General features: G+C 40.8%; 20 protein-coding genes and 1 pseudogene. 10 read left to right on the top strand and 11 right to left on the bottom strand.

Annotation, left to right across the window (positions count from 1 at the left end; all coding sequences use genetic code 11):
• Nucleotides 1-37: 37 nt before the first annotated feature.
• From H6G26_RS06905 to H6G26_RS06890, 4 genes are all read right to left on the bottom strand, one after another.
• Nucleotides 38-2,020: a glycosyltransferase gene (locus H6G26_RS06905; protein ID WP_190728536.1), complete on the bottom strand. Its 1,983-nt coding sequence runs from the start codon at nucleotides 2,018-2,020 to the stop codon at nucleotides 38-40.
• Between the two features lie 47 nt (nucleotides 2,021-2,067).
• Nucleotides 2,068-3,528 carry a DUF3131 domain-containing protein gene (locus H6G26_RS06900; RefSeq protein ID WP_190728535.1) on the bottom strand — a complete coding sequence of 487 codons (1,461 nt, stop codon included), beginning with the start codon at nucleotides 3,526-3,528 and terminating at the stop codon, nucleotides 2,068-2,070.
• The gene (locus H6G26_RS06895) at nucleotides 3,529-4,587 is read right to left on the bottom strand and encodes a hypothetical protein (RefSeq protein WP_190728534.1); all 1,059 of its coding nucleotides are present in this window, start codon (nucleotides 4,585-4,587) and stop codon (nucleotides 3,529-3,531) included. It abuts the gene before it with no gap.
• Between the two features lie 166 nt (nucleotides 4,588-4,753).
• A complete protein-coding gene (locus H6G26_RS06890; RefSeq protein ID WP_242053616.1) occupies nucleotides 4,754-7,630 on the bottom strand; it encodes a DUF3131 domain-containing protein in 2,877 nt (958 codons plus the stop codon).
• 370 nt (nucleotides 7,631-8,000) lie between these two features.
• On the opposite strand from H6G26_RS06890, the gene H6G26_RS06885 reads away from it, so the two are divergent.
• The 3 genes from H6G26_RS06885 to H6G26_RS06875 all read left to right on the top strand — a co-directional run bounded on the left by H6G26_RS06885 (nucleotide 8,001) and on the right by H6G26_RS06875 (nucleotide 9,306).
• Nucleotides 8,001-8,228, top strand: coding sequence for a hypothetical protein (locus H6G26_RS06885; RefSeq protein WP_190728533.1), 228 nt, complete (start codon nucleotides 8,001-8,003; stop codon nucleotides 8,226-8,228).
• Nucleotides 8,228-8,644, top strand: coding sequence for a PIN domain-containing protein (locus tag H6G26_RS06880; RefSeq protein WP_190728532.1), 417 nt, complete (start codon nucleotides 8,228-8,230; stop codon nucleotides 8,642-8,644). The genes H6G26_RS06885 and H6G26_RS06880 overlap by 1 nt, the downstream gene beginning before the upstream one ends.
• Before the next feature lie 119 nt (nucleotides 8,645-8,763).
• Nucleotides 8,764-9,306, top strand: a complete 543-nt coding sequence (locus H6G26_RS06875) for a Uma2 family endonuclease (protein WP_190728531.1) — start codon at nucleotides 8,764-8,766, stop codon at nucleotides 9,304-9,306.
• A 99-nt stretch (nucleotides 9,307-9,405) separates the two neighbouring features.
• Here the strand turns inward: H6G26_RS06875 and H6G26_RS06870 are convergent, their stop codons facing one another.
• On the bottom strand, nucleotides 9,406-10,923 hold the full coding sequence (locus tag H6G26_RS06870; RefSeq protein WP_190728530.1) for a DUF3131 domain-containing protein: 1,518 nt from the start codon (nucleotides 10,921-10,923) through the stop codon (nucleotides 9,406-9,408).
• Between the two features lie 262 nt (nucleotides 10,924-11,185).
• Here H6G26_RS06870 and H6G26_RS06865 point away from each other — a divergent pair, with 262 nt between their 5' ends.
• Nucleotides 11,186-11,764, top strand: coding sequence for a TIGR04376 family protein (locus H6G26_RS06865; protein ID WP_190728529.1), 579 nt, complete (start codon nucleotides 11,186-11,188; stop codon nucleotides 11,762-11,764).
• 514 nt (nucleotides 11,765-12,278) lie between these two features.
• On the top strand, nucleotides 12,279-12,839 hold the full coding sequence (locus H6G26_RS06860; protein ID WP_190728528.1) for a nitrate transporter: 561 nt from the start codon (nucleotides 12,279-12,281) through the stop codon (nucleotides 12,837-12,839).
• 426 nt (nucleotides 12,840-13,265) lie between these two features.
• Here H6G26_RS06860 and H6G26_RS06855 read toward each other — a convergent pair whose 3' ends face one another.
• Nucleotides 13,266-13,625, bottom strand: a complete 360-nt coding sequence (locus H6G26_RS06855; protein ID WP_190728527.1) for a VOC family protein — start codon at nucleotides 13,623-13,625, stop codon at nucleotides 13,266-13,268.
• A 554-nt stretch (nucleotides 13,626-14,179) separates the two neighbouring features.
• Here H6G26_RS06855 and H6G26_RS06845 point away from each other — a divergent pair.
• Together H6G26_RS06845 and H6G26_RS06840 are read left to right on the top strand one after the other, a co-directional pair.
• A complete protein-coding gene (locus H6G26_RS06845) occupies nucleotides 14,180-14,902 on the top strand; it encodes a pyridoxine 5'-phosphate synthase (protein ID WP_190728525.1) in 723 nt (240 codons plus the stop codon).
• Between the two features lie 372 nt (nucleotides 14,903-15,274).
• On the top strand, nucleotides 15,275-15,961 hold the full coding sequence (locus H6G26_RS06840) for an SAM-dependent methyltransferase (protein ID WP_190728524.1): 687 nt from the start codon (nucleotides 15,275-15,277) through the stop codon (nucleotides 15,959-15,961).
• Nucleotides 15,962-16,172: 211 nt separating this feature from the next.
• Here H6G26_RS06840 and H6G26_RS06835 read toward each other — a convergent pair.
• A pseudogene (locus tag H6G26_RS06835) lies at nucleotides 16,173-16,427 on the bottom strand (Uma2 family endonuclease); the annotation flags it as partial.
• A 479-nt stretch (nucleotides 16,428-16,906) separates the two neighbouring features.
• Between H6G26_RS06835 and H6G26_RS06830 the strand changes: the two are divergent.
• On the top strand, nucleotides 16,907-17,179 hold the full coding sequence (locus tag H6G26_RS06830) for a GlsB/YeaQ/YmgE family stress response membrane protein (protein ID WP_190728583.1): 273 nt from the start codon (nucleotides 16,907-16,909) through the stop codon (nucleotides 17,177-17,179).
• 172 nt (nucleotides 17,180-17,351) lie between these two features.
• On the opposite strand, the gene H6G26_RS06825 is transcribed toward H6G26_RS06830, so the two are convergent.
• Nucleotides 17,352-17,534, bottom strand: a complete 183-nt coding sequence (locus H6G26_RS06825; RefSeq protein ID WP_190728582.1) for a CsbD family protein — start codon at nucleotides 17,532-17,534, stop codon at nucleotides 17,352-17,354.
• Nucleotides 17,535-18,170: 636 nt separating this feature from the next.
• Between H6G26_RS06825 and H6G26_RS06820 the strand changes: the two genes are divergently transcribed.
• The gene (locus tag H6G26_RS06820; protein WP_190728581.1) at nucleotides 18,171-19,109 is read left to right on the top strand and encodes a TIGR02587 family membrane protein; all 939 of its coding nucleotides are present in this window, start codon (nucleotides 18,171-18,173) and stop codon (nucleotides 19,107-19,109) included.
• Nucleotides 19,106-19,501: a TIGR02588 family protein gene (locus H6G26_RS06815; protein ID WP_190728523.1), complete on the top strand. Its 396-nt coding sequence runs from the start codon at nucleotides 19,106-19,108 to the stop codon at nucleotides 19,499-19,501. Before H6G26_RS06820 ends, H6G26_RS06815 begins: the two co-directional genes overlap by 4 nt.
• A 341-nt stretch (nucleotides 19,502-19,842) precedes the next feature.
• Here H6G26_RS06815 and H6G26_RS06810 read toward each other — a convergent pair whose 3' ends face one another.
• The 3 genes from H6G26_RS06810 to H6G26_RS06800 form a co-directional block, all read right to left on the bottom strand.
• The gene (locus tag H6G26_RS06810) at nucleotides 19,843-20,610 is read right to left on the bottom strand and encodes a ChaB family protein (RefSeq protein ID WP_190728522.1); all 768 of its coding nucleotides are present in this window, start codon (nucleotides 20,608-20,610) and stop codon (nucleotides 19,843-19,845) included.
• Nucleotides 20,611-20,771: 161 nt separating this feature from the next.
• Nucleotides 20,772-21,311, bottom strand: a complete 540-nt coding sequence (locus H6G26_RS06805; RefSeq protein WP_190728521.1) for a Dps family protein — start codon at nucleotides 21,309-21,311, stop codon at nucleotides 20,772-20,774.
• A gap of 395 nt (nucleotides 21,312-21,706) precedes the next feature.
• A complete protein-coding gene (locus tag H6G26_RS06800; RefSeq protein ID WP_190728520.1) occupies nucleotides 21,707-22,057 on the bottom strand; it encodes a hypothetical protein in 351 nt (116 codons plus the stop codon).
• Between the last annotated feature and the right edge of the window lie 280 nt (nucleotides 22,058-22,337).

Raw genomic sequence — 22,337 nt, 5'->3', positions numbered from 1 at the left:
GGAGTTAAAAGTTATTCTCATTGTCTCCGCGTTGCTCTTAAACCTCTTTCGGAGGTTGCCAAACAGCTGCGCGAATAATCCCCGACAAAAGTAATAAATTATAGATAGCCCATGCACAGTTAAGTAGGTGAACTTCAGGATAATTTAAATGACCAATGGCAAAACGGTAAAGGCTCCATAACATCCCCAAGATAGTAAGGATAAAGACAGCTAACTGTGGCCAAACTAGTCGAAGATAAATTCCAGATTGCCGTTGCTTAGGCGTTACTTGGAAATTAATTTTTTGTCCTGTGAATACACTCCATACAGCTTGGATTAATAAGGGAAATAAAGCGATCGCATATTGTTCAGAGCGCCAAACTTCGCTAGCTGGAATACCCCAGGTCGCTGCTAAAAAAGTGAGCCGGTTGATAATAAAAGCTGGAAAAAAGTGGATGGCAAAGTCAGGTCCGTAGCTTTTAACTGGAACAATGTCCGTAAAAAAATAGATAATTGGACAAGAGATAAAAACCAAAGTTGCAAAACCAGAGAAATAACTATACATCGTCTTAAAATATTGCAACCTTTGCCAAAAGGTTAGCCCTGATTTTGTCAGTGGATTTTCCCTTACTAACACTTGGATAGTTCCTTGTGCCCAGCGTAGCCGTTGTTTAAGAGTAGAACTCAAATCATCTGGCGCTAAACCTTCTGCCAAAAGTTCATTGTGATAAATAGATTTCCAGCCAGCACTATGCAGACGCATGGCTGTATTCATATCTTCGGTAATGCTATTACTCGATACCCCGCCAACTAAATTAAATTCATCTAAACGTTTTTCATCTTTGGCAAATTCATCAGCAAAATTTTGCAGTCCTACACTAACTAATGCCTCACGCCTTAGTATTGCATTTGTGCCCGTATAGAAGGCAGCATTCATGCCATCTTTACCTTGCTGAAGTGGCCCATAAAATAAATTTGCTCGATGTCCGAAAGGATCGCCTGGGGGAATATTGTAAAAATCCTGGCGAGTCTGTACAAAAGCAATTTGATTCTGGTCGTATTTTCCTGTTGAAAGATTATATGTGTAGAAGTAAGGTAGAACTCGCTTAATAAAATTTGGCTTGGGAATGTGATCAGCATCGAGAGTAACAATAAAATTTCCTGCCGTTTCTCCAGAAAAAATCGCGTAATTGATGTTGCCTGCTTTAGCATGATGCGCTACACCAGGCGTTTTGGGACGAGCAATATAGCGAAATCGGGAGAGTTCCAGCAGTTCTAGTTCTTTCTTGCGAATAGTTTTTTCTAAAGCTTTCTTTTCAGTAATTAGGCGTTCGCTAATACTTTGATGATTTGGAGGTAGCCAAAGAATAAACTGTCGCAGACTTTGCACAAATTCGGTAGCAATTTGGTTAACCACTGGTTCCGATGATGATTGCAACCATTGTTCAGCAGCTTGAGTATTAGGTGTTAAATTTTCCAGTTGCTTCAGGCGTTCCAGCAAACAAGAGTGTTCTGCATCAATCCGATTGGCTTCTTGTTGTAGTAGTGGTGACTGTAAATCCTCAATACACAATCTTTCTGTCATAGCCCGCATATCAGCCGAGTTGCCATCATCTAGGACATAAACGCATAACTTTGTTGGTGGGTAATCCATTGCTAGAGCCGCTTTGGCAGTTTCTTCTACAATTTCCGGCGGCTCGTTGTAACAGGTCACAAACACGTCTACTGTTGGCCATTCTGATCTGGGTAGAGGTGGGATCATCTGGTCAAAAGACTTAACTTGTCGCACTAAGGGACGCCATAACCCAATTACAAACATTACACCGCCGAAATAGCTATAAATTTCTGCTATCAGTAAAGGAATAGAGATCCATAGTGCATCAAAATTGACGGAATGGGTGATGCGCCATTGCAAATACCAGAACCCAAAAATTAAATTTATTTCTGCTAGGTAGCGAAATAACAGCGTTCTTTTTTTGAGCGATGAGCGAGTGTTGCCGGGAAATTTGGAGGAATTATCACTAATAGAAACTGAAGTCATGTTAGTACCAGTAATTAAAACAATTAAAAATTGAATTCGTTTAAGTCTTAATTTTTAATTTTTGAAAGGTCAAGTACTAGTGGATGTCTACCTCTAGCTTGGTAAAGCAAACTTTCTAAAACGATTGCATTCGTATTAATATCAACTGAAGCATTAACACCTAGTTTGGAATTTTCATATTTTCCTGAAAAATAGCCGCGATTTTTATCGGATAAATTTTGAGCGAAGTCTCGCAGCTTTTTCGTATAAGGCTCATCTGGCATGAGCGCAAACCAAGAAAATGCTGCTTTGGTACTGACAAACCGTAATTGGGGATAGGTTTTTCCACTGGTGTTCACAGCTTGCCAAGATTGGCCATTGGAGTAGACGCTGTAATACAGAAAGTAAGGAGGACGATCTAAAGAATCTTCATTTACAGCAGTTAAAATTCCAGTGCGTTTAAACCTTTGTTGTTGCACTTTTAAAAGGTTTTGCACTTGAGATTTAACAGCATCATTCCAACCTATTTCTAAACCCCAGAGTAAATAAGGATCATTTGTCAGGTAGTTAGTAGCTCCAGAATTTTTGAAATTACGCTCGTCAATTTGCAGCGTAACACCATCAACCTTAACCATCTTGGCTGGTGGATTAGAGAGAGCATTAGTGGCTGGAAGATTCCACAGCTTTAAACTTTGAGCAGCATATTGCTCGTAGCCTAATCGCCCTTCTTGCACTTGGAGAAGTTTACCTGCTCTAGGAATAGCACCGTTTAACCAACCATCTTTGACAAGTTTCGATGTATGCCAACGAGCGACGATACGATTAATATGATCGCTATATTCTGGATAATGCGATCGCATAATATGCAATCCTAATAAAAATCGCGCCATATCCAAAGCTGACCAACCACTTGTACCCTTGGGATCGGGTGTGTCATTGAGATGACGCATCTGGGTAGTATGGGTGCTATAAGCTTTGTTGGGCAAACCAGTTGCAGGTAGCGGCAGTTTTTCCAACGTCTGTAGCAATGTGTTCATTCGCTTTTGGAAAACATCTTTCGGCAATAACCCTAACTGGTAAGCCGCATGAATTCCTAATAAGGCGCTACCCTGATCCCACCAAGTTGTCCAAGGCAAGTTGTCTACCGAATTTACTAAACCTGTTTGGGGATTCCAGTTACGCTCAAAATATTTCCAAGCCCGCGCGGCAGCAATTTTATCCGCTTCTTGGGTTAACCGTGGGAAAGAAGTTGTGGGCGTTGGAGTAGCAGGTTTTTCTGGCGTAGCAGTTGGTTGTGGTGGTGTCGGTTTTGGTTTTGGCGGTAATGGCGTGATTATAGGAGCAGTAGGTTTTGGAACGGTTTGTGACGGTGGTGTTGGGATATCAGGGTTAAAGTTATCAGGGGCAGCAATGATTATAGATGGGGTAGCACATTGCCATGTCGCAGAACTTGGACAAAGCAGGGGTTGTTGAGTTGTTGCGTACAAAACTGATTGCAAAATCATGCTTTTGATGCCGCTTGTTGCCATTTATATTTTCTTTGCCAACTCAGCAGGAGATAAATAGCCGAAAGCCGGATTATTTACCGCATCTTTATAACCAGGAGATTTACCGCTATTACTGTTAATTGCCCAATCACATTCCTTATTAATATTGAAGTAAAGAATGCCTCGCACGCCCATCGCAGCTAGCTGAGTGTAAGAGTCTCGTAACCATTGGTCTTTGGCAGTCTTGGGCAAACCATATTGTGTATTACTCGTACTAGCTGTTTGAGCGATGAAAATCGGCTTACTGCCAGCCATAACCTTCATCCGCTTAATGTATGGTTCAAAAACTTCTTTTGGGCTACTCCAGTGTTTCCAAGAAGAATTACTACAATACCCCCAGTTGTAGGCGCTAAAGGCAACGACATCTACCGACTTGTCCCCAGGATAGTAGTTTTCAAAGCGATGTTCATTGTTTTCACTCCAACCATTAGGTGCAAATACCCAACGGATTGCTTGTGAAGATACGCCAGCTTCTTTAAATATCTTTTGGATACGTTGGTAAGCTAACTTGAAGTTCTGCGGGTCTTTGCTGTATGTTTCTCCAGGAATGTTCATCTCTTGCAACGGAGCAATAAACGCAATACGGTTATCGCCTTGTTTTGCCCAGTTAGAGTATGCTTTTGCCACTTTTTGCAGAGAACTATCTATGTCTCCCCTAGCAATCTGTGCTGCGGAACGAGTGGATTTGAGATTAATAAAGGCTGTGTATCCGTTGCGCTTCAGTTGTTCTAGAGAAACGGGGATGTTGTAGGCAGGATTTGAGTCTTCGATATCAAAGAAAAATCCAGCAATAGAATGGCGCTTACCAACCCATTGATCGACTTTACGCAATTGGTTGTCAATTGTACTTTGACTTCCTATGTAATCTGGGGTGTACAGTCCCAGTAGTACAGGAGTTTTGGAAGCTGTTTGGTTGCGAATTTGTTTTAATTGACGGTTCTCGAGTTGCTTAGAGGCATCAGCAACCGCCATGAGATTTTTACTCGCAAAGATGCTTCCTAGTAAAATCAGCATCGTCAGCGCCAGTCGTACCTTGTTCATAGATTTGAAGGAATAACTAGGGATTTTGAATCGAGATATCTGTTACTCGTGCAAGCTACTAACTGCATCATGTACAAGTATTCCCAAATACAACTGATTAATAACAACACATGGCTTTGTAATTACAGCGAGTTGCAAAGCTAGCGCAACAGGTGGGGTCAAATCCTCATTCTTTTCCATCCCCTCTGCTCCCTGCTCCCTGCTCCCTTGCCTCAACTTTTGTACCAGTTACTAGTGAAGTATTTTTGCTACCTGAAACCCAGTAACTTGCAGAATTATCAGAAATTAACTTGGTTTTTTGTATGGCACTACTAGGTAGACCTCGCCCAGAATCTCCTTTGGTAACAGCCTGCCACCAAGGAGATTTCATGTTGGTAGCCGGACGAATTAGGGGTTGTTGATTCATCACCTTGTACAGCAAAGATTGCAAAATCATACTGTTGGTGCTGCTGGTGAAACCAATTGCCGTTTTACCTGTGGCTTCATAGAAACCCTCATAAAACCCAGTTAATGGATTGTATAAGTCAGTCGTTCCTTGCAGTAACTGTTGACTATACTTGTTTTCTGGAAGCAAGGCATGATAGGCGAAAGCGACTGCTGTACTTACTAATCGCCCCTTTGGTACAGGTTGACCGTCATCTCCTAAAGCCACCCAAGGCTCACCTTTTCCAGTAATTGAACTGTGGACAGTGTAAGGTTTACGATCAATTAGGGTGGTGGCTGAGGCTGTGAGAGTGCCGGTGCGGTGGTAACGTTCAGCTTGCGCCTGGAAAATTGGCTCAAAGAGCGATCGCATTTTTGGATCTAGTCCAAACTCCAGTGCATAGAGTAAGAATGGATTGCTAACTGTGTATTGGTTAACTTTAGAGTTAGTATCCGTGCGACGGCGTTGGATTGGGACTTTCACCCCCTCCACTGAAGCTGTTTGATATTCACCGCCAACAGCAGAACGCTCAACATTAAATCCCCATAATTGAAAAGCACGAGCTGCATATTCCTCATAACCCAAACGGGTTTCGGGGTTGACGCGGGTAAGCGATCGCCCATCTTCCTCTTTGGTAACGGTAGCACTGGAAAGAATACCCTCGCGTACCACACGCAAGTATGACCAATCTAGGACAATTTTATCTACAGCAGCCGTGTATTCTGGATGACAAGTTTTTAAGTTGTAAAGCGCTGCCAGCATTCTACCTAAATCTAAAGCTGACCAGCCGTTTCCATCTGGAATCGGATTTCCACCGTAATCTACAGATTGTAGCGATCGCGTATCGTAACCCCGACTTGGTAACTCTCCTGCAAATAATGGTAATTTTGTCAATGCTGCTAAAAGATGTCGGGTGCGTTTGTCAAATTCTTTGGGGGTAATTATATCGAGCGATCGCGCTGCATGAAGTGCCGCCAGATAATCTCCCAATCCCCAAAAAGTTGCGCCTTTGAAATCACTGCGATCGTTTATCAGCCCACTTTTAGAGTGATAATTCGCTTGGAAGTATCGCCAAGCTGCCTCTGCATAGCGCCGTTCAATTACTGAGAGCGATCGATTTAGTTTGAGGTTAGATGATTTGGGACTATCCACTGGTGGAATAGGTGCAACGGCCACTTCTGTAGGTTTAGAACTATCCGCAGGGGTTGCGGTAGGAGTTGTAACAGTAGAATTTGGTTGAGCAGTCGGAGTCGTAACAGTAGAACTTGGTTGATTTGAGGGGGTTGCAGGAGAAGCTTCTTCACTGGGCTTGCCAGTAGACACACTCACAGAACCAGAAGTAATTAAAGGGCGATTTCCCTTAGCTTTGTAGTATAAAATCTCCAAAATCAGCCCATTAGTATTACCTGTCAAAGCCTTATTGGGTTGTTTTGATTCTTCATAAATACCAGCATAGTAACCACTGTCATCAGGACTGCGGAGATCCTTGACTGCATCAAAAAGTTTTTGGGCATAGGCATTCTCTGGAAAGAGATAGCGCCAACCAAAAGCAGCTTTGGTGCTAATGCTGCGAAACTGTGGATAAGGTTGATTGGTATCCGTGATTGTTGCCCAGTTTACACCGTTTGCATAAACGGTGTTGTAGAGAAAATAAGGTGCTTGGTCAATATTATCTTCTGTGACCGCAGTCAACTGACCGGTGGTATCATAGCGCCGTTTTTGCACCTCTAAAACTCTGGCAGCAAAATCAGCTAACTCACCTTGCAAACCAAATTCAATCCCATCAAGGATATAAGATTCACTAACAATGTAATTATTAGCGTTAGTGCTTTGAAAGTCACGCGTGTCAACGGGAATTTGCACGCCATTAATTTCGACTAACTTAAATGGCTCAAAAGCAATAGCTTTTGGTGCAGAAAAACCCCAAAGTTCATAGCCTCTAGCGCCATATTCTTCGTAGCCGAGTCGTCCTTCTTGCACCAGTAACGTTGTGTTGTCTGGGAGAACAGTAGCACCAAAAAGTTGTCCATCTTTGAGCGATCGCGCCACCTGCCACTTCGCTACAATTCCTTTGAGCCAATCATTATATTGCGGATGACAAGTACGGATGACATCAAACGCAGCCAGGATTCGCCCAACATCTAAAGCAGACCAACCAATACCCCGCTCCAGTGGATTATTACCATAATCAACCATCTGTCCAGTAGCGGCGTTATAAACTTTATTGGGCAAGGTATCTTCAAATAACTTCAAGCTGCTGAGAGTTGTCAAAAATTTGTTGAGACGAGCATCAAAGTCTGCTTGGTCAGTGAGATTCAACCAGCGTGCAGCATTCAACGCCATTAGGTAATTACCCATATCCCAGAGTGTACCAGAAGGATAACCCCCAGTAGAATTGGTAAATCCTGTTGCTGGCTGATAATTTTTGACAAAATACTGCCAAGCAGAACGAGCGTAAGTTTGTTCTTCAGGTGTGAGTGGGGCTGTTATATTGCTACAGCTATTAGAATTTTGGGATAAGACTGGTGTCGGGATGTAAAACAACAATTGCAGAAATGTCCCAACTAGGAACAATGCAATCCATCTCAACAGCTTTTGTTGACGGAGTTTGTATATCATAATGCAAAGAAGAAGTTAGCAGTTAACAGCGTCATAGCGCATCTTTACAGTTATATTCATAAATCGAGCTTTATCAATTCAGTGGAGTAGCATCATGTTATGCAGAAAATTTCTGGATATCAGCCAGGAATATACCGAAAAGACTATACTTACGTACAAAAATACGTAAGTATGCGGGTTAATTACGCGTATTTTTATAACCAATTTGGAGATTGCTCCCGCGATCGCTGATAATTTTTGAGATGGGGTGCGATCGCAAAATAAAGATAAGACCAACACTTGGGAACTGTAGCAGGGTCAAGAAATCTGGTCATAGAAGGCGCGATCGCCCATACTAGATAGTAGACACCTTCGACTATAGGAGCCGTCTATGTTGCTACAAGAATTGAAGGAGCAAGTCTTAAAGCTACCACCAAGCGATCGCCTTGCACTGGTGAGCGCCATCATTGAGTCCTTGCAAGACACGCCAATTTCTGAGCCTGAGCGCTCTAGCGCGATTAGACGGATGCGAGGCTTGCTAAAAACAGACCAGCCAGCACCGACTGATGAAGAAGTGGCTGCAATGTTAGAAGAGCGGCGAGTGAACAAGTATCTTTGATGAAAGTTTTAATTGATACCAATATTGTTTTAGATTTTCTGTTGCAGCGATTGCCATTTTTCCAAGACGCAGAACTGTTGCTTCAGGAGATTGATTCTGCTCGTGTCGTTGGATATGTCACAGCAACAACACTTACAGATATTTTTTATATTTCCCGAAAACACACGCGCAGCATTGAGCAAGCACGGCAAGCAGTTTCAGAAACGCTGACTGTTATGGAAATTTGTCCCGTTAATCGAGCCGTCTTAAAATCAGCGTTCGGATCTGGTTTGGCTGATTTTGAAGATGCTGTTCAAATCGCTTGTGCTATTGCTCAAGGTTTAGATGCTATTGTGACACGCGAAACGCAAGGTTTTTTGAGTTCAACCGTACCCGTTTTGTCAATTCATCAGTTATTACAGCAGTTAGGGGCATAAGATAGCGAGTAGTTGGTTGTCAGCCAAAGATGGCGATCGCATTTTCAGATTGTCACAAACGCAATTCAACAACTATAAAATTGAACTAGGTTTATCACAAGAATGTGAGCAGTTCTGCTATGAAGACGTTGCCTAAATGGTCTGTAGACGACTATCATCGCATGGTTGAGGCGGGCATTCTGCGTGGTCGTCATGTGGAATTGCTAGCAGGCGAAATTGTTGAGATGAGTCCAGAAACCCCAATTGACTACACCACAACAAAACGAGGTGCAAAATATTTAGAAGAATTGCTCTCAGGTAAAGCTGATGTTCGTTTCAATGGGCCCATTACATTATCCAACTCGGAACCCGAACCTGATATTGCACTTGTTCGACTTCCAGAATCATCCTACAGCGATCGCCATCCTGTTCCTAAAGATATTTTCTGGATTGTAGAAGTTGCCAACACAAGCTTAAACAAGGACTTGGAGATTAAGGCTGCGATTTATGCGACGGCTGAGATTCAAGAATATTGGGTTTTAAGTTTATCTGCTAAACAGATGATTGTGTTCAGAAACCCTCAAAATGGTAAGTATGTTGAAGAATATACTATTAAGCAAGGAACGGTTACACCGTTAGCATTTGCAGATGTTTCAGTATCCGTTCAAAGACTTTTGCCCTAGGGTGGCGTTGCTGAATCGAGTGATGAATAGATTTATATAAGTACATTTCTTCCGATATGCAACGCCAGTTTTGTACTACCTGAGAATCTTAGCTGCAACTTACGGTGTTTTAATAGCCCTCTGGGTTAACTTCTGACTTTTAACTCCTGCCCAAACGATAAGTGGTTGTCCAACCTTTTTATACAGCAAGCTTTCTAAAATTACGCCATTGTTATTGGCGGTGAGAGCTTTATTCGGCTGACGCAGGGATTCATAGAAACCGTTGTACCAGCCATCTTTTGACTTGAGGTTGTCTTGGACAAAATCAAATAATTGGCTAGTGTAAGTAGTATTGTAAAGCACATGCCAGCCGATCGCAGCTTTAGCACTAAGAAAACGCAAATCGTTGTGTTTTTGTCCGGTATCTGCAATGGTTGCCCAAGGTTCACCGTTGACAAACAAGCTGCTGTAAACAAAGTATGGAGGGCGATCTAAGTTGTCTTCGGTAACAGCAGTTAATTGTTTTGTCGCTTTATAACGCGCTTCTTGAGCAGCTAAAATCCGATCGGCATAGGCTTTAGGCAAAGCTTGAAACCCAGTTTCGATGCCATCTAAAATATAGGGTTCGCTAAGAACGTAGTTATTAGCTCCAGAGTTTTTAAAGTCGCGGCGATCGTAGGGAATTCCCTGTCCGTAAAGATCAACAAAAGCAGCATGAGATTGATAGTCCAAGGCTTTCTTAACATCCAAGCCCCAAAGCTTTAAACCATAGGCAGCATAATTCTCATAGCCCAAGCGACCTTCTTGGTTGTACTGTTCTTTGCCTTTGATCACGGCAGTACCGTACATTTGTCCATTGTTGGTTAGACGCTTGACTTGCCAATGTTTCCAAATTGCTTCTGTTTCTAGCCGCATTTCTGGATACTTTGTCCCGATAATTTTCAGCCAGATTGCCATCCGACCTAAATCAATTGCTGACCAACCAATTTCTTCGCGTTTCTCTAGTTGACCATAATTGACGGGTACGAGGGTTTTAGCATTATAAACCTTGTTGGGTAGTTCCCCTTTATACAAAGGCATAGATGCCAGTGTTTTCAACATTTTGCTCATTTTGGCTTCAAATTCAGCCGCAGGCACGATATTGAGTTCTTTAGCACTGACTAAGGCTGCGATCGCTGCTGTCTGATCCCACATACTGACCGAGGCAAAGCCATCAACGGAATTGACTAAGCCAGTTTCATCGTTCCAGTTGCGCTGAAAGTATGACCAAGCCTGACGGGCAGTTGTCGTTTCCTCTAGGGTTAGTTTTCCAACTCCAGGAGCAACATAGGGAATTATCGCTACTGTTAGTTGACTCTTAGGAATAGCTTGACCTGGTAAAACTACAGATTTTGCATCAAGGCTGGCAACTCTTTCAGCTTCTTTACTCAAAGAAAGGGAGCTTTGGGGTTCTTTTGGTTGTACCGACTGCCGTGAAGCAGTTTCAGATGTTGATATTTTAGGTTTTGCTATAGAAGTTTGTGAAAGTTGCTTAGACCAAACATTAAAAATTGCGATCGCTATGACAGCAGTAACTACTCCTCCGACAGAAGCTAGTATGGACAAACTCTTAGGTGGTGGTTGAAAATCAGAACTCATACTGATTAAAGCCTCATGTTGTAAGTCAGTGTTGCTTGCGTAGTTTCACCAAATCCATTCTTCCCAACTATGCAATCTAACTAACACCTAGAAGTTCACTTAAATTTTCACAGGTTGCAAAAGTGCTACTTCCGAAGGATTGTCAACAAAATTTAATTCTGAATTCTGCCTCCTGAATTCTGTTTTTTAAAATTTAAATTCCGCCCACGATAATAATTACTACAATAAAATAGTCACGCACCCGATCTCTGGAGTTCTAGCAGTGGGCTTATTTGATGATTTGAGTCGGTTTTTAGAAAACCGTTTAGAAGAATTCTTGCGTAATAATCCACATTTGGAGTTAGAGGCGCTGTTAGAACAGCTGCGTGAGCAAGAGGAAGGCACATTAAAGCTGATCGCAGATTTACAAGTACAAGAGAAGCGATCGCAAGAAGAAATTCTGTCCACCGCTCAAGAAATTCAGCGTTGGCATATCCGTGTTCAAAAAGCCAAAAATGCTGGTAGGGAAGATTTAGCGGCTGCTGCGGGTGAGCGAGAAGCAGCCCTGTTGCGCGAAGGAAATCAGCGCTGGGGACATATGCAAGGGCTGAAAGAACGCATTAACCAATCTCAGGAACTACTGCGAAAAATTCAGCAACGGCGACAGGAGGTACAAGCTAAAGCTGTCGAAGCACAGACAGCCCGTGCTAAAGCGCAAACTCAGCAGCGTTTTGAAACCAGTGGATGGTCGAATAAAACTAGCAGTTATTCTACTAGTGGGTTTGATGACTTAGAAGAGAAGTTCCGTAACTGGGAAACTCAGGATGAGTTAGAACAAATGAAGCGCAATTTAGGGAAGTAATCGCCAAGCTTGAACTGTACAAGGTTATTTCGTTGACTGTTGACTGTTGACGTTTAAGAGTCAACCGTCAACAGCGTCGGGGTGTCTCATCCCATCTTTAAAAAGAGTGGGTTTTCCTAACGCCTTTTTATAAATTTCATTCTTCTACTTCTTGTTTTATTTCTTATCTGTATTGGTAATAACAAATTTTGCTATTTATTAAAATTTTTAAATATTCATACTTAATAAAATCATCAACTAAGTAAATTATGGAAATTGTATTTAATTTACTAATCAGGATTTATTTTTCTGATAAAGTTTACTAAAGTCAAGTTTTACCTCTTCTTTGTTTTACTACTAACACATCGTAATAATCCTAAATTTTTTTGATTAATCATCAACAAGGAGAAGATATAAAAAATTTTGTAGTTCTCAAATATAACGTGTAATTTAACACATTTTATCTCAGTTATTCAGTGTTGTTGCCGCAGTATTTTCTAAATTTCTTCAATGATAACTGAGGCAGAGAAAATATATGTTTTTAGACATTTTAGCTAGCCTGCAACGGTTATTTGTGGGATACATTCCAGCCGCCGTGTTAGGTAGTTTTATCGGATACCTAATAGGCATGAATAGCATGGTTTATCAGCTATTTAGGCTGATATTTCAAATACCACATAGTATCCCTCCTATAGCTTTGCTACCTATTGCTCTAATAGCATTTCAAGAGAGCGAATCGGCTGCTATTACAGTAGTTTTTGTGGGAACTCTCTGGACGATGATTATTAATACAGCAATAGGGATGCAGCATTTTCAAAGACAGAACAAGAACTTTAGAGTAGCTATATTTCATATATTTCATGCTTTGAAAGTTAGCATTTGGGTAGCATGGTTTATAGTTATTGCTACAGAAATGTTAACAGGCCCAAAAGGACTTGGCTTTACCCTCTGGGAAGCTTATAAAGCTGGCAATGTCGATTACATAATTCAAGTGATCCTCTACATCGGTATCATTGGCTTTTTGCTGGATCAGCTACTAGATTTCGCAGCCTATATTCTCTCGCAAATGGTTTCAGATGGGAAAAAATCTTCCTAAATTTTATCTAGACTTAGCGATTGCACCCTGCCAGCTAATAGTTTGCTTCGCAGAACGTATTCCCAAAGAATGAGTTGCTACGACTTCAATATCAACGTTGATACCACGGTGTAAAGCTTCATCAAGACTTTTGAGCTTGCCCAAAGCTGGTGATGGGTTGTCTTTCTTGCCAAACTATTTGAAAAGCTTCTTCTAGACGCTTTTCAAACTCTCGATAATCATCTGCGATCGCTTAACTTTTATCAAGCAAGTTTTGCAGTAAAAAGGCTCAAGCATTCCTGCCTGAGCCACAACTAAATTCAATTTTTAGATTAGTTGAATTTCCCGCACAACTAGCGCATAAGTTCCCAGCGTTTTAAGGTATTACTTTAGTCCGCTAACTTGATTGCAGCCTTCACAGCAGATCCTTTTTAGGGTAAAAATTAATTATCCAAACTCAACATACTCAATAATGGTTCCATCAGGATGCATCGCTCGCATATTGGCTCCAGTGGGAACTTGGTTAGGTTCCGCCAGAATCACTGCACCTTGCTGAATAAGTACTTCTCGAAAATCATTAAGTGAGTCAACGAGAAATGTTGCGTGTGTACTCTTGAATGAAGAAAGTGCTTCTGCCGAACCAGCAATTAAAAGAATAGAACCCACACCTGCGAGTTCCAACTCAGCCTCAGAATATTGAAACCACAACCAACATTTTTCTGTAAAAAGATTTTCATAGAAAGCGATCGCCTCATCCAAGTCTATCGGACTAAGATAAACTCTGGTTAGTACTTTAAGAATTTGCATTGCAAACTATCTATTAGGCCGCTAGTGGATTTTATTTTGCTTACTCGGCAACCATAGTTAACTAAGATTAATCAAGAAATAGGCTGTCTTAAATTTGAAAAAGGTTGTCAACTCTCTGTTCATCTAGCTCTAGATAACGTGGTTCGCTGTCAATCAAAATACATTTCATTTTTACTCCTTTAGCCCCACGTTAGTCATCTGTATAGTTATTACCAATATATATACATGAACACGCATCAGTACCTAACTTAAGGAGTGTGTCATAGGAAATAGTCGGGTGAGGTTTCCTCATACCATTTTGAATGGATGTCTCCACTATAAAAAATAAATCTGATACTCCCATATAATTTAGGCGATACTGATGTCATGTTCGTTCGCTTACTTATTAAACTTGAAGAACCCCACCCCGCCAAAGTTACGCTTTGTCTGTCTTCCCTGCTTGCGGCTGCGCTGTAAACACAAGTATTTCCCCTAAAATCTCAAATTGTGTAAAGATATGGTGTTATCAGATGCATTATTTGGCGGTAAATAGTAGATTGTAACATATTTGCAGTATGACCAATCTCAGCGTTAACCTTAACAAAGTCGCTTTACTCAGGAATGCTCGAAATTTTGGTAGACCGAGTGTGATTGAAGCGGCTTCTACCTGTATTAAAGCTGGGGCACAGGGAATTACAGTTCACCCACGCCCAGACCAGCGACATATTAAGCCCGAAGATGTCGATGCACTAGCGCAGATATTGACTGTTGAATTTAACATAGAAGGTAATCCGTCACCTAAATTTTTAGAGATAGTCCGAAAAATAAAGCCTACGCAGTGTACCTTAGTTCCCGATGCACCAGATGCTTTCACATCAGACCACGGATGGAATCTGGCTATAGATGGCTCTTGGCTCAGACCAATTATTCGAGAACTAAAAGACCTCGGAGTTCGAGTCAGCTTGTTTATGGAGACTGACTTAACTCAAATTAAACGTGCTAAAGAGATTGGAGCCGATCGCATTGAGCTATATACAGAACCTTATGCTACAGCTTTTCGTAATGGCAATGTAGAGTTTGTATTTCAAGACTACCAAAAAGCAATACAAAAGGCTCAAGAAATTGGTTTAGGAGTGAACGCCGGGCATGATTTAAATCTACAAAACTTAGAAAAGTTTTGTTCAATTTCTGGCATACTTGAAGTGTCTATCGGCCATGCTCTGATTGCCGATGCTTTAGAGGTGGGGCTATTTACTGCTGTACAAGAGTATTTAAAAATCCTATCTTTGAACTATTAAGAATCCGCTTTGATTTCTGTTCGCGCAGCATCGTGTAGCCATACTTATTTGCCTGATGTGCGTTCGCGTTGGCAAAGCCTCTCTGGAAAGAGAAGCGTCTCGCAGAGAAATGCAAGCGCAATAGGCAGGGAACAGGGAATACAAAATTAGCCTTTTCGAGTTGTAAGGAGTTTTTTCAAAAATAAAATCAAAAGAAAAGAACACGTAGAAATCCTTATTAGGTTACAATAGCTGCTCTGTTAAAATGCAGAAATCCTTTGAAAGTTGTAAAAGACCTTGATGTGCTTCTGAATGATTGCCGTCTAGCAATGTATAAAGTTGTTTGATTTTGCTATTATCCTGTTTAATCAGTCTATTGACGAGGTAAATTCTATGGCAATGGTTCTAGATAAAGTAGTTCCTTTTGGGAGATCAATGGATGAATATATAAAAATATTTAATTTAAAAGATGCAGATTTAAATAAAAGAATCATTGGAATTGGGGATGGGCCAGCAAGCTTTAATGCAGAAATGACACATCAGGGTAAAAGTGTAATTTCTGTTGATCCACTATACCAATTTTCTGGTGATGAAATATTGCAAAGATTTAATGAAGTGGTAGATAACATCATTAACCAAGTCAGGGCTACATCGAATGATTGGGTATGGAGCTATCATAAATCTCCAGATGATTTACGACAGAATCGAGTGAAAGTTATTCAAGAATTTCTGTCTGATTATGAAACTGGCAAAAATAGCAACAGATACACAGTCGGTGAATTACCTAAATTAGCATTTAAAAATCAAGAATTTGATATAGCTCTTTGTTCGCATTTATTATTTTTATATTCAGATCATCTCGATTACGATTTCCACTTAAATTCTATAGGTGAGATGCTGCGGATTGCTAAAGAAGTCCGAATATTTCCTCTCATAACTTTAATGTGGAAACATTCACAACATTTAGATAAACTAGTTAAATATTACACTTTAAATGGTTACAAGATAGATATTGAAAAGGTTGAATACGAATTCCAACCTGGTGGAAATAAAATGTTGAAGATAACCCAATACGCTTGAGTTAAGGCTAAAACTCTGTTACCAAAGCCAATTTTTTAACGTAGACGCATTCGCGCAGCGTCTCGTAGAGAAGCGGCTTGCCACAGGCTACTGCCATCTCTACGAGAGGCTTCAACGTGCAAAATCTGTCTGCAACACGCTGTTCGCGTTCGCACAGAAGAGACAGAGGACGCAAAGAGAAGAAAGAGATGCTTATACCAATTCACGAAAAAATGGCAATATCTGGTTCTGATTCCGAGTCGTTAGGTAAGGTGATAGGCTTGGCTTGGCGAATTTTGGCGCGTTCAGCCAATAACTTTGCTAGATACTCACCAGCTTCATCACTACAATAAGCATGGGGTTCCCCTTCCGGCGACATTTCGACAATTTCTCCCTTAAGTAGTTCTACTTTGCGATCGCTCAAAATGCCAGTATCAATCATGCGATGATATTCATCAATCGTCCACTTAGCAACAATAACAGTCATGACGATTGATTCCTCCCAATGATTATTGATATTTTCCCATCTTAAATGTACTTCAAGAGAAGCCGCTAGTGCGGTTGTATCCGTGTAGGCAAGATTTACAAGCATGATCATAAAGGTGCAATCATAACTGACATACGCCTTTAAATTACACAATAACTCATGAGGTTCGTTGACTGTTGACTGTTAACAGTCAACACAAAAAAATGTGCAAGTTAGATAGGCGACAGCTTATTAATTTTTATTTAACAAACTTTAGGGGTTTAAGTCCCCTGCTTCTATCAAGCAGCGCGTTTTGTGACGGGGATTTAGACCCCGACACAAAACGTAATTGCGTTAGCGCAGCGTTAGCGACGTAGGAGCGTCATTGCGAATTGCGAATTGCGAATTGGTTTAAGTTTATTACTTATATCTTTGGGTAGAAGGAAAACACTATTATAATTTCTAAGCTAGTTATTAAGTTTTTGATAGATAAGATTATGCTGAACATTATTGCTTGGATTATTCTAGGTTTAATTGCTGGAGCGATCGCGAAAGCTATTTATCCCGGTCGTCAGGGTGGTGGAATTGTTTCAACTATGGCTTTAGGTATTATAGGTGCTGTGATTGGGGGGGTTTTAGTTACTCTTTTTGAAACAGGAAGATTTCAATTAACTGCTGCAACCCTAAGTATTCCTGGTGTAATTGTTGCCATCATTGGGGCAATGATTGCTATCTTTATCTGGAACTTAGTAGCTAATCGTGCCAGTTCTTAGTTGAATCAAATTGCTAAGAAAATCATGGTAACAACCAGTTTGTTAGTAATTCCTCTTTCAAATTTTACGCCAACAACAGAAAAACTCCACTTCCTAAAAGTTAGTGGAGTAATTAATCTTAGACTATCAATAATAAATCATCGTTAATATTACTTGCACTGCAAAAACTAAATTAGTCTAAAGCTTTCTTAAGTTCGTCTTTAATGTTTTCTACAGTGTGAGTAGCTTGGGCTTGGGCTTGCTTTGTTTGTCCTTCAGCTTTATCTTGTGGATTACCCGTTATTTCACCCACAACCTCTTGAATTTTCCCTTCAATATTTTTTACAGTAGCTTCTACTCTTTTTTCGGCGCTGATGGTTTTATTTACAGCTTGTAGTTGATTAAGCTATTACATAAACTAACAATAGTGTATTATTTTTGACTTCCATCAACCGATAGAATAATTTGGTAAATTATATTATCTTAAGATATGTACGAGGTGCTACCAGGGTAAGCGCAACGTAAAAAATATGAATATAGCAATCCGATTTGATTTCTGAATCACTCGTAGAGGTAAGGGACTCTTTACTGGGAAGAAGGAATAAAGGTGTACTGAGTTTTGTTCAAAAATCAAATATGAGTCCTATATTTAGTAATCCTGTTTAAAGGTTGTGTTGTCTAGATCCCCGATTTCTTTGAGATGTCGGGGATCTAATTTTTCAAAAAGGAATAAACCGCAGACAGAGGAATGGGAGATTTTCACGATTCATTTAGGATTGCTATATATGCATTTTCATAGAGAATTAGTATATAGCGGTTTGCAGTTGAGTCCAATACAGACCTAACCCCCAACCCCTTCCCTGCATTCGCGCAGCGTCTCGTTGGCGTTCGCGTTCGCGTCTCTGAAAGAGAAGCCTCTCGTAGAGAAGAGAGGGAATGGAAGTAAGATTCAAAGCCTCTCTCCCCAGAGAACAGAGGAATGGAAGTAAGGTCAAAACTGTACTGCACCCAAATGAGAACCGCTATAGTCAAAGCAAATTTTCAACAAAAGGGAAGTAAAGGAGTGGCAACAAAACGTCAAAAAAATGTATGGAGGAGTGAAATTAATGACATTATTCGGGGTGCTTGTGGAGGATTTTTATTTGGTATACCCTTGCTGTACACAATGGAGGTTTGGTGGATTGGATCATTGGCAAAACCACAACTGATGATGATGGCGATCGCATTCATGTTTATTGTAGTTTACCTGCTCAATCAGATAGAAGGTTTTCGGAAACGCAGATATACTTGGCTAGCTCATCAAGTTGCAATGGATACCGTAGAAGCGATCGCGATTGGACTAGTTTGTTCTGCCTTTATGCTGCTACTATTGCGAGAATTGACGCCAGAAACTTCTTTAAAGGAATCTTTAGGTAAAATTATCTTTGAAAGTGTACCCTTCGCTCTCGGTGTAGCATTAGCCAACCAGCTTTTGGGAGATAGTAGAAATGGTAATGCAAAAGAACAAGGAACCGATCAGGTAAGTAGCACAACTAAAAACAAAGAGGATGACTTACACGCCACCTTTACCGATGTGGGTGGAACCCTAATTGGTGCAACCATCATTGCATTTAACATTGCTCCAACAGATGAAATTCCTATGCTTGCAGCCGCAGCCTCGCCACCTTGGCAGTTGGCAATGATCGCTACATCTTTGCTAATTTCTTATGGCATTGTATTTCAGGCAGGCTTTTCTGACCAACAAAAGCGTAAACAGCAAAAAGGACTTTTCCAACGACCATCAAGCGAAACCATTATGTCCTACTTAGTATCACTGCTAGCAACCGCTTTTATGCTGTGGTTCTTTCAAAAGTTAACTTTTAGCGACCCTTGGACAATGTGGTTAGATCACACGTTGATGCTGGGGTTACCTGCAACTATTGGCGGTGCAGCCGGAAGGTTAGCAATATGAATAAAACAGAACAACCACCACGCTCAATAGCTGAGTGGGTAACATTCAGCATCGCCTCAGTTATCCTAGCAATCATTGTGAGTCTGGTAGGCTACACTTGGTTGAACGAAAAGAATCAACCTCCCATCGTTTCTGTCACTAAAAAACAAACAATTCGGGAAATCGATGCACAATTTTATGTTCCCTTTGAAGTCGTAAATACTGGAGGAGATACAGCCGAGTCAGTTCAAATTATGGCTGAGTTACTAATTAACGGCAAAGTTACAGAAACAGGAGAGCAACAGATCGACTTTTTATCTAGTGGTGAGAGTGAAGAAGGTGCATTTATATTCACCCAGAACCCGCGTCAAGGTCAGTTAAATCTGCGTGTTGGTAGCTATAAATTGCCCTAATGAAGATTTAAAAACGTAGATATAGCAATTTTTACGGGTAGGGACACCGCATTGCCGTGTCCCTATGAGTATCTGTATTTATCTGTGATGAACTATTTTTTCTTTACCTTACCCATGCGGGGACCGCTATAAACGCAGACTAACACAACTGCTTCTAAGATGGGCATCTTACCCGCCCTTAACTAAAGCCTAGTACCGCAAGGCGGAAGTTAAAATTCAAAAGTCAAAAGTATTATGGAATAAGCTGTTTAGGGCTTTTCAGTGGTCTGCTTATTTCCGCCGTCTTGTACTAGTAAAATTACCCAGCTTCTAAAATTGGATAATCTATTTTTTGAAAATCTTTAAGCTTTTAGTTTAGCTTTTGACCAAACGCCGTTTTCATCTTCATCATATTGCTGATGAACAGACTCCCAAGCGGCTTGTTCAGCAGTGAACTCGTCATTTTTCTCATTGAGTACAGTGTTATAACGCTCAATGAATGTGTGTTGAGCTTCATCGGAAAGATGAGCGCGAACTTCAGGAGACAAGTCTTGTGGGCTGTTGCACTGTCCAAGACAAGGGCGAGCAAAAGTTTTTTCAATTGTGTGAATTTCTTCGCCACCAGCGCTTTCGAGCAGCAATTGAAATTCGCCAGTGCGATCGCTCGGAACTTCTGCCATCACTAAAAATTCACCAGCTTGTAAGCGGGTTTGGTAGATAGCGGCTTTCTCTTCTGGCATCCCCAAAGTAGTTAGAACCGATACTAGACCAGCACCTGCACTACCTGCGATCGCTCCACTAGCAGCCCCCAACAGCACCGCACCAATAGGTCCTGCTGCCACAATTGGGCCAACAAAGGGAATAAACAGTACGCCTACACCCGTGAGCAAGCTGAGAAAGGAACCAAACAAGGAACCAAAAACTGCTCCTGTTCTCAAACCTCCCAGAATCACATCCTTCTTACTAATAAAGCCAGCGATTCTAGTTTCCGACTGGAAATTTCTGCCCATGACAGAAATATGATCTCTAGGCACACCCCTGTCTAATAAACGTCGAATCACATCATCAATTTGCTTCTGTTCTTTAAATACACTAGAGATAGTACGTTCTGCTTTATATACTTCTGGCACTTAAAAACTCCTAGTTTCGTTTGTATTATGTTATTTTTGCAATGAATATGCTGAATAGGTAGATGCAGGCAGATTCATTCTTTCACGCCATTTAGAAGGAAGAATCAATCCTCCTTCTAACCGGTTTCACAGACAACGACCCTCTACTCAGACGTTATGAGCTATACACCTACAGGAGTCTTAGCCCCTTCTGTTGGCTGTCTACCATCTGGGCCCAGTGCCTCGCCTTCAATAAATGAGCGCAACATCCAAGCCATTTCCTCATGCTGTTCCATCAGTCCAGTCAGAAAGTCAGCAGTTCCCTGATCGTGGAACTGGTCACCAGACTGATCTACATGGTCTCTTAAGTTACGAATAACCTGCTCGTGATCATTCACTAGATTAGCTACCATCCCCGTTGCTGTGGGAACATTACCAGCATGTTCTTTGAGGCTAGCAACCTTGAGAAATCCTTCCATTGTGCCAACTGGATAACCGCCCAAAGCACGAGTCCGCTCTGCCAAAGCATCAATATTTAGAGTCAGCGTCTGGTAATGTTCTTCCCAAAGCTGGTGCAAAGAGCGGAACTGAGGCCCAACGACATCCCAATGATACTTTTTGGTTTTCACCAACAGTAGATAGGCATCTGCCAAATCTTGGTTTAACAGATTAATTACACCTTGACGCTGTTCTTCAGTCAAACCAATGTTTATCGAACGCATTGTTTTCCATCCCTAAGCAAACTTATTCATTAATTTCTCAAAATTCAGATAGATTCCACATCAACCAAAGGTAACATTGTCGGCTGAAATTAATTACTGCATTCCTTCCTATTTCTATGCCTTAATAGGTAGTATTAAGCCAATATTCTAGTAATTAGCGGACTTCATTGATTTTTTTGGCTACAATAATAAAATATACTAAATATAATTATCAATTAAACTATCTTTAATCAAATTAATCAAAACTATCCAAACCCAGTTTCACTATAGGTGCTCAGGGACAACATATTTTTATAATTAAATTGTAGTTACCACGTTAACAGTACTAATTAGTAATGGGTGATTGCTTTTACGCAATCACCCATTACTATCGAAAAATTACTAGAACTATTAATTTAGTTGTTACCTGTAATTTTCCCCAATGCATTCTTTATATTTTCTTCCACTGAAGTTGCACTCTGGGAATTTTCTGGACGCTTCTGCTTATCAATATCAGCAGCTCCCTGAACCTCATTAAGTCCTTCGTTAGTTTCCTTTTGAGTCTTTCTCAATCCTATTGGTGGTGCTTTACCGGCTTCGTCAGTTTTTGCCTGAATGTCAAGCAGTTGTGTAGTAGCTTCGGTAGGGTCACTTTGGTAGCTATCGATCGCAAAAGCAGGAAAAGCACTAGATAACAATAGTAAGGCGCAAGTAAAAGCCACAACTAGGAAGCGTACTGGATTTAAGACAGAAGCAATAATTTTCATTTGAAATCCTCGATAACAGCTTTAACAACGCAGAACTTTCACTGAAATAGCAACAGATCGCATTTTACTTGGTAAAGAGCAATAATAAAAATAGCCAGTTACCCTTCAATCTGAAAGTTCTTTATAAGCGAACCTGACGAAGAAATTGTCTTAGGATTTCTGCATCGAAATAGTTAAGGGATAATAAGTAAATACCACCTTAATTCTTTAGCAAAATCATTACGTTTTTATATTGACAATCTTCTTTCAAGGTTCCCTGTTTCTACTTGTACTTTGAAAA

The sequence above is a fragment of the Nostoc sp. FACHB-888 genome (assembly GCF_014696655.1).
Lineage (GTDB): Bacteria > Cyanobacteriota > Cyanobacteriia > Cyanobacteriales > Nostocaceae > Nostoc.
Note: the sequence above shows the minus strand (reverse complement) of the source record. Positions and strands in the feature narration are given on the sequence as shown.